Origin of the sequence: Pseudomonas sp. HMWF021 (assembly GCF_003061005.1) — a bacterium.
Taxonomy (GTDB): Bacteria; Pseudomonadota; Gammaproteobacteria; order Pseudomonadales; family Pseudomonadaceae; genus Aquipseudomonas.
The window spans coordinates 1-1,674 of record NZ_QAIK01000161.1; the positions used below are offsets into that span (position 1 = coordinate 1).

Genomic DNA, 1,674 nt, shown 5'->3' on the forward strand with positions numbered 1-1,674 from the left:
GTGCTGGTACTGGGCCTGGCGTATTTCATGTTGAAACCGGCGCGTTACGCGATTCTGTTGTGGGGCCCGGTGATCGTCTTCGAGCAGATGCCGAGTGTCGGCAAGGTCGGCGCGGCGATCATTCCCACCTCGTTCGAACTGGCCGGGTTGCTCGGGCCGATCATGATCGGTCTGGCCTCGGACAAACTGTTCGGCGCCCGGCGCATGCCGGCCTGCGTCCTCAGTCTGCTGGCACTGACCGTGACCCTGGCGTTGTTCATGGGCGCGTTGCACACCGGCAGCGTGATGCTGGTGGTGGCGCTGCTGTTTGTCATGGGCCTGACCCTGTACGGGCCGGACTCGATGATCAGCGGCGCGGCGGCCATCGATTTCGGCAAGGCCAAGGCCGGCGCCACGGCGGCGGGTTTTGTCAACGGCTGCGGCTCGGTCGGCGCGGTACTCGGCGGGCTGCTGCCGGGCTACTTCGACTCGGTGACGGTGTTCATCGTCTTCGCCGGCTGCGCGCTGTTCTCGGCGCTGGTGCTGATTCCGCACTGGAACAGTCGCCCGACCGGAGTGATGGAGCCGCGTGCGTCCATTCCCAATCGCCCGTTGGCGATCAAACCCCTGCGCAACTGAAAACCTTTGCCTCGCGGCCTGCTGCGGTGCTCGCGGCAGGCTGTGGGGTGGCTATCCGACTGGAGAATCCCATGCGACCTTTTTGGCTCGAACAAGCCTTGCAGGCCGATCCATCCCCGACTTGCCCGCCGCTGCAAGGCGAAATGCGCGCCGACGTGTGCATCGTCGGCGGCGGCTACACCGGGCTGTGGACGGCGATCATGCTCAAGCAGCAGAACCCGGAACTCGACGTGTCGCTGATCGAAGCCGACATCTGCGGCGCCGGTGCCAGTGGGCGCAACGGCGGGTGTGCGCTGTCGTGGTCGGCCAAGTATTTCACCCTTGAGCGCCTGTTCGGTGTGGAGGAGGCGGTGCGGCTGGTCAAGGAGTCCGAGCGCAGCATCCACGCCATCGGCAAGTTCTGCGAACAGTATGGCGTCGACGCCGATTACCGCCTCGACGGCACGCTGTACACCGCTACCAACAAGGCGCAGGTCGGTTCGACCGACGCGGTGATCGCCGCACTGGAGCGCAACGGCATCAACTCCTTCACCCAGCGCCCAGTGGCTGACGTGCAGCGCATGGCCGGGTCCGACAAGCATCTGGAGGGCTGGTTCTCACCGGCGGCGGCCAGTGTGCAACCGGGCAAACTGGTGCGCGGGCTGCGCCGGGTGGCGTTGCAACTGGGGGTGAAGATCCACGAAAACACCGCGATGACCGGCCTGGAAGAAGGCCGTCCGGCGCGCATTCACACGGCCAATGGCAGCGTGATCGCCGGCCGCGTCGTACTGGCGATGAATGCGTGGATGGCCCGGGCGTTCCCGCAGTTCGAGCGCAGCGTGGCGATTGTTTCCAGCGACATGCTGATCACCGAACCGCGCCCGGATCTGCTGCAGCAAATCGGTTTGACCAGCGGTGTCACCGTGCTCGACTCGCGGATTTTCGTGCACTACTACCACAACACTCCGGACGGCCGGATCATGCTTGGCAAGGGTGGCAACACCTTTGCCTATGGCGGGCGAATGCTGCCGGTGTTCGATCAGCCTTCGCCGTATGCGGGGTTGCTCAAGCGTAGTC

General features: G+C 65.1%; 2 protein-coding genes. Both read left to right on the forward strand.

Annotated features, from left to right (window positions below; genetic code table 11):
* Positions 1-618, forward strand: a 618-nt coding sequence (locus tag DBR18_RS23010) for an MFS transporter (protein ID WP_146188785.1), incomplete at its 5' end; no start/stop codon positions are given.
* 71 nt (positions 619-689) lie between these two features.
* Positions 690-1,674 (forward strand): FAD-dependent oxidoreductase (locus DBR18_RS23015; RefSeq protein ID WP_256588860.1); only part of this gene is annotated, 985 nt, incomplete at its 3' end.